We start from the raw sequence: 5,673 nt of genomic DNA on the forward strand, positions 1-5,673 counted from the left end.
TGTGGTTGTTGTTTGAGAACTCAATAGTGTGCCAAGTTTTATTGATGCCGATTGTTTTTTGATTGGTTATTTGGTTGGCTGCCTGCGCCCCTGTGTGGGTGGCTGATCGTTTAGCTGGTTTCGAATTTTGTGCGTGCATTCTTCATCTTTTTCCGGTGGGTTTGTGCGTGTCTGTTTAGGTTTTAACGGAGAGTTTGATCCTGGCTCAGGATGAACGCTGGCGGCGTGCTTAACACATGCAAGTCGAACGATGGTCCCCAGCTTGCTGGGGGGATTAGTGGCGAACGGGTGAGTAACACGTGAGTAACCTGCCCTTGACTCTGGGATAAGCCTGGGAAACTGGGTCTAATACTGGATAGTGACTTTCTGCCGCATGGTGGGGGGTTGAAAGATTTATTGGTCTTGGATGGACTCGCGGCCTATCAGCTTGTTGGTGGGGTAATGGCCTACCAAGGCGACGACGGGTAGCCGGCCTGAGAGGGTGACCGGCCACACTGGGACTGAGACACGGCCCAGACTCCTACGGGAGGCAGCAGTGGGGAATATTGCACAATGGGCGCAAGCCTGATGCAGCGACGCCGCGTGAGGGATGACGGCCTTCGGGTTGTAAACCTCTTTCAGTAGGGAACAAGGCTGCACGTTGTGTGGTTGAGGGTACTTGCAGAAGAAGCGCCGGCTAACTACGTGCCAGCAGCCGCGGTAATACGTAGGGCGCAAGCGTTATCCGGAATTATTGGGCGTAAAGAGCTCGTAGGCGGTTTGTCGCGTCTGCCGTGAAAGTCCGGGGCTCAACCCCGGATCTGCGGTGGGTACGGGCAGACTAGAGTGATGTAGGGGAGACTGGAATTCCTGGTGTAGCGGTGAAATGCGCAGATATCAGGAGGAACACCGATGGCGAAGGCAGGTCTCTGGGCATTAACTGACGCTGAGGAGCGAAAGCATGGGGAGCGAACAGGATTAGATACCCTGGTAGTCCATGCCGTAAACGTTGGGCACTAGGTGTGGGGGACATTCCACGTTTTCCGCGCCGTAGCTAACGCATTAAGTGCCCCGCCTGGGGAGTACGGCCGCAAGGCTAAAACTCAAAGGAATTGACGGGGGCCCGCACAAGCGGCGGAGCATGCGGATTAATTCGATGCAACGCGAAGAACCTTACCAAGGCTTGACATGAACTGGAAACGCCCGGAAACGGGTGCCCCGCTTGCGGCCGGTTTACAGGTGGTGCATGGTTGTCGTCAGCTCGTGTCGTGAGATGTTGGGTTAAGTCCCGCAACGAGCGCAACCCTCGTTCTATGTTGCCAGCGGGTTATGCCGGGGACTCATGGGAGACTGCCGGGGTCAACTCGGAGGAAGGTGGGGACGACGTCAAATCATCATGCCCCTTATGTCTTGGGCTTCACGCATGCTACAATGGCCGGTACAATGGGTTGCGATACTGTGAGGTGGAGCTAATCCCAAAAAGCCGGTCTCAGTTCGGATTGGGGTCTGCAACTCGACCCCATGAAGTCGGAGTCGCTAGTAATCGCAGATCAGCAACGCTGCGGTGAATACGTTCCCGGGCCTTGTACACACCGCCCGTCAAGTCACGAAAGTTGGTAACACCCGAAGCCCATGGCCCAACCCCGTTAGGGGAGGGAGTGGTCGAAGGTGGGACTGGCGATTGGGACTAAGTCGTAACAAGGTAGCCGTACCGGAAGGTGCGGCTGGATCACCTCCTTTCTAAGGAGCACCAAGCACCACGGGGCGGCCTGCATGGGTTGTTTTGGTGGTGTGCGGAAGCAAGGGCCTGCAGCGGGAACGGTTGTTTCCCGGCGGGTTGCTCAAGGGTGGAACTTCAATGAAGCAGGTGCCTGCCGGCACGGGGCGGTTCGATGTGAGTACGGTGGCCATTGTGTGGTTGCGGGGAAAGCGTCATGAATGGATTGCTGTGTTTTGGTGGGTGGTGTTTGGCACACTGTTGGGTCCTGGAGCAACAACGCTTGTGTGTTGTTGGGTCCTGGTTTTTCCTGCGCGTGGCTGGCGCACCTGGTTGTTTGGGTGTGGTGGCGTGTGTTGGGGTTGTTGTTTGAGAACTATATAGTGAACGCGAGCATCTTTTGAAGCAATTTTGTTGTTTGTGAAGGGTTTTTGTGTGTTGTTGACCTGTTTTTGTGGTCAAGTTTTTAAGGGCACACGGTGGATGCCTTGGCATTAGGAGCCGAAGAAGGACGTAGGAATCTGCGATAAGCCTCGGGGAGTTGATAACCGAACTTTGATCCGAGGGTGTCCGAATGGGGAAACCCCGCTACCCGTCGTGAGGCGAGGTGGTGACCCGCACCTGAATATATAGGGTGTGTGGGGGGAACGTGGGGAAGTGAAACATCTCAGTACCCACAGGAAGAGAAAACAAGAGTGATTCCGTTAGTAGTGGCGAGCGAACGCGGATCAGGCTAAACCGTGCCATGTGTGATAGCCGGCGGGCGTTGCATGGTCGGGGTTGTGGGGTGTTGCCGTTCCGGGTCTGCCGGCCTGGAGGGTGTTGTGCGTGTATAGGTGAAGGGTTTTGAATGGCCTGCCGTAGAGGGTGAGAGTCCCGTAACCGAAATGCATGGTGCGCGCCTGGGTGATGTTCCCAAGTAGCACGGGGCCCGAGAAATCCCGTGTGAATCTGTCAGGACCACCTGATAAGCCTAAATACTACCTAATGACCGATAGCGGACAAGTACCGTGAGGGAAAGGTGAAAAGTACCCCGGGAGGGGAGTGAAATAGTACCTGAAACCGTGTGCTTACAATCCGTCAGAGCCGCCTTGTTGTGGTGATGGCGTGCCTTTTGAAGAATGAGCCTGCGAGTTAGTGTTACGTCGCGAGGTTAACCCGTGTGGGGAAGCCGTAGCGAAAGCGAGTCTGAATAGGGCGTTGCAGTGGCGTGATCTAGACCCGAAGCGAAGTGATCTACCCATGGCCAGGTTGAAGCGTGTGTAAGAGCGCGTGGAGGACCGAACCCACTTCAGTTGAAAATGGAGGGGATGAGCTGTGGGTAGGGGTGAAAGGCCAATCAAACTTCGTGATAGCTGGTTCTCCCCGAAATGCATTTAGGTGCAGCGTTGCGTGTTTCTTGCTGGAGGTAGAGCTACTGGATGGCTAATGGGCCCTACAAGGTTACTGACGTCAGCCAAACTCCGAATGCCGGCAAGTGAGAGCGTGGCAGTGAGACTGTGGGGGATAAGCTTCATAGTCGAGAGGGAAACAGCCCAGACCACCAACTAAGGCCCCTAAGCGTGTGCTAAGTGGGAAAGGATGTGGGATTGCTTAGACAACCAGGAGGTTGGCTTAGAAGCAGCCATCCTTAAAAGAGTGCGTAATAGCTCACTGGTCAAGTGATTCCGCGCCGACAATGTAGCGGGGCTCAAGTACACCGCCGAAGTTGTGGATTTCAAACATGTCCCTAGCGGGCGGGTTCGTCCTGCCTTGTTCAGGGGTTTGGAGTGGTAGGGGAGCGTCGTGCAGCCATGGAAGCGGCAGTGTGAACTAGCCGTGGAGGCTGCACGAGTGAGAATGCAGGCATGAGTAGCGAAAGACGGGTGGGAAACCCGTCCGCCGAATGATCAAGGGTTCCAGGGTCAAGCTAATCTGCCCTGGGTAAGTCGGGACCTAAGGCGAGGCCGACAGGCGTAGTCGATGGACAACGGGTTGATATTCCCGTACCGGTGAAGGACCGTCCCTGTTGAACCGGTGATACTAACCGCCCAAACCGTCAGTGCGTGTCCTTCGGGACCAGGCTGTGCGGGGCGCGTGGGAACTGAACCGGGGAGGCAAGCGTATTAACAGGTGTGACGCAGGAAGGTAGCCAAGCCGGGCGATGGTTGTCCCGGTCTAAGGATGTAGGGTCAGCGATAGGCAAATCCGTCGCTGTGTCTTTGATGACGTGCCTGAGATCTGATGGGACCCCCGTAGGGGGGGAATTTGGTGATCCTATGCTGCCTAGAAAAGCATCGACGCGAGGTCCGGGCCGCCCGTACCCCAAACCGACACAGGTGATCAGGTAGAGAATACCAAGGCGATCGAGAGAATTATGGTTAAGGAACTCGGCAAAATGCCCCCGTAACTTCGGGAGAAGGGGGGCCTGCCCCGTGACCGCCACTTGCTGGCGTGAGCGGGTGTGGGCCGCAGAGACCAGGGGGAAGCGACTGTTTACTAAAAACACAGGTCCGTGCGAAGTCGCAAGACGATGTATACGGACTGACTCCTGCCCGGTGCTGGAAGGTTAAGAGGACCGGTTAGCTGCACTTGTGTGGCGAAGCTGAGAATTTAAGCCCCAGTAAACGGCGGTGGTAACTATAACCATCCTAAGGTAGCGAAATTCCTTGTCGGGTAAGTTCCGACCTGCACGAATGGAGTAACGACTTCCCCGCTGTCTCAACCATAAACTCGGCGAAATTGCAGTACGAGTAAAGATGCTCGTTACGCGCAGCAGGACGGAAAGACCCCGAGACCTTTACTATAGTTTGGTATTGGTGTTCGGAGTGGCTTGTGTAGGATAGGTGGGAGACTGTGAAACCTTCACGCCAGTGGGGGTGGAGTCATCGTTGAAATACCACTCTGGTCACTTTGGACATCTAACTTCGGCCCGTAATCCGGGTCAGGGACAGTGCCTGATGGGTAGTTTAACTGGGGCGGTTGCCTCCTAAAGAGTAACGGAGGCGCCCAAAGGTTCCCTCAGCCTGGTTGGCAATCAGGTATCGAGTGTAAGTGCACAAGGGAGCTTGACTGTGAGACAGACATGTCGAGCAGGGACGAAAGTCGGGACTAGTGATCCGGCGGCACATTGTGGAATGGCCGTCGCTCAACGGATAAAAGGTACCTCGGGGATAACAGGCTGATCTTGCCCAAGAGTCCATATCGACGGCATGGTTTGGCACCTCGATGTCGGCTCGTCGCATCCTGGGGCTGGAGTAGGTCCCAAGGGTTGGGCTGTTCGCCCATTAAAGCGGTACGCGAGCTGGGTTTAGAACGTCGTGAGACAGTTCGGTCCCTATCCGCTGCGCGCGCAGGAAATTTGAGAAGGGCTGTCCTTAGTACGAGAGGACCGGGACGGACGAACCTCTGGTGTGTCAGTTGTACTGCCAAGTGCATCGCTGATTGGCTACGTTCGGATGGGATAACCGCTGAAAGCATCTAAGCGGGAAGCCCGCTTCAAGATGAGATTTCCATACACCCCTAGGGTGTGGGAGGCCCCCAGCAGACCACTGGGTTGATAGGCCGGACGTGGAAGCGAGGACCAAAGACTCGTGAAGCTGACCGGTACTAATAGGCCGATAACTTGATAACACCAACCAACACCACACCTGCTCGCGTTCACTATATGGTTCCCCAACAACAAACCCGGCCGGGTCCTTGTTGCCCACGGGAAAAACCACCACCCACCCCCTGCAGGGGTGTGTGTATAATAAAATACTGTTGTCCATCAACAGGACACCAACCAGGATTCCCCCCCAAACCACCCCCGCCCGCCAGGGCGGGCCACGGCAAGGGGTGCGGAGGAAAAGTTACGGTGGTCATAGCGTGGGGGAAACGCCCGGTCCCATTCCGAACCCGGAAGCTAAGACCCACAGCGCCGATGGTACTGCATTCGTGAGGATGTGGGAGAGTAGGACACCGCCGGACAACACCAAGGGTAGAGGCCCCAACACACC

General features: G+C 55.8%; 3 rRNA genes. All 3 read left to right on the forward strand.

Features of this window, described 5'->3' with window-relative positions:
• Nucleotides 1–182: 182 nt before the first annotated feature.
• Nucleotides 183–1,719: ribosomal RNA gene (locus tag G6035_RS19125) — 16S ribosomal RNA — on the forward strand.
• A gap of 433 nt (nt 1,720–2,152) precedes the next feature.
• Nucleotides 2,153–5,308 (forward strand): 23S ribosomal RNA (locus G6035_RS19130).
• Nucleotides 5,309–5,527: 219 nt separating this feature from the next.
• Nucleotides 5,528–5,644 (forward strand): 5S ribosomal RNA (gene rrf / locus G6035_RS19135).
• Together the 16S, 23S and 5S rRNA genes form the textbook arrangement of a ribosomal RNA operon.
• Nucleotides 5,645–5,673: the final 29 nt, after the last annotated feature.

This window comes from Arthrobacter sp. SDTb3-6, assembly GCF_013376095.1.
Lineage (GTDB): Bacteria > Actinomycetota > Actinomycetes > Actinomycetales > Micrococcaceae > Specibacter.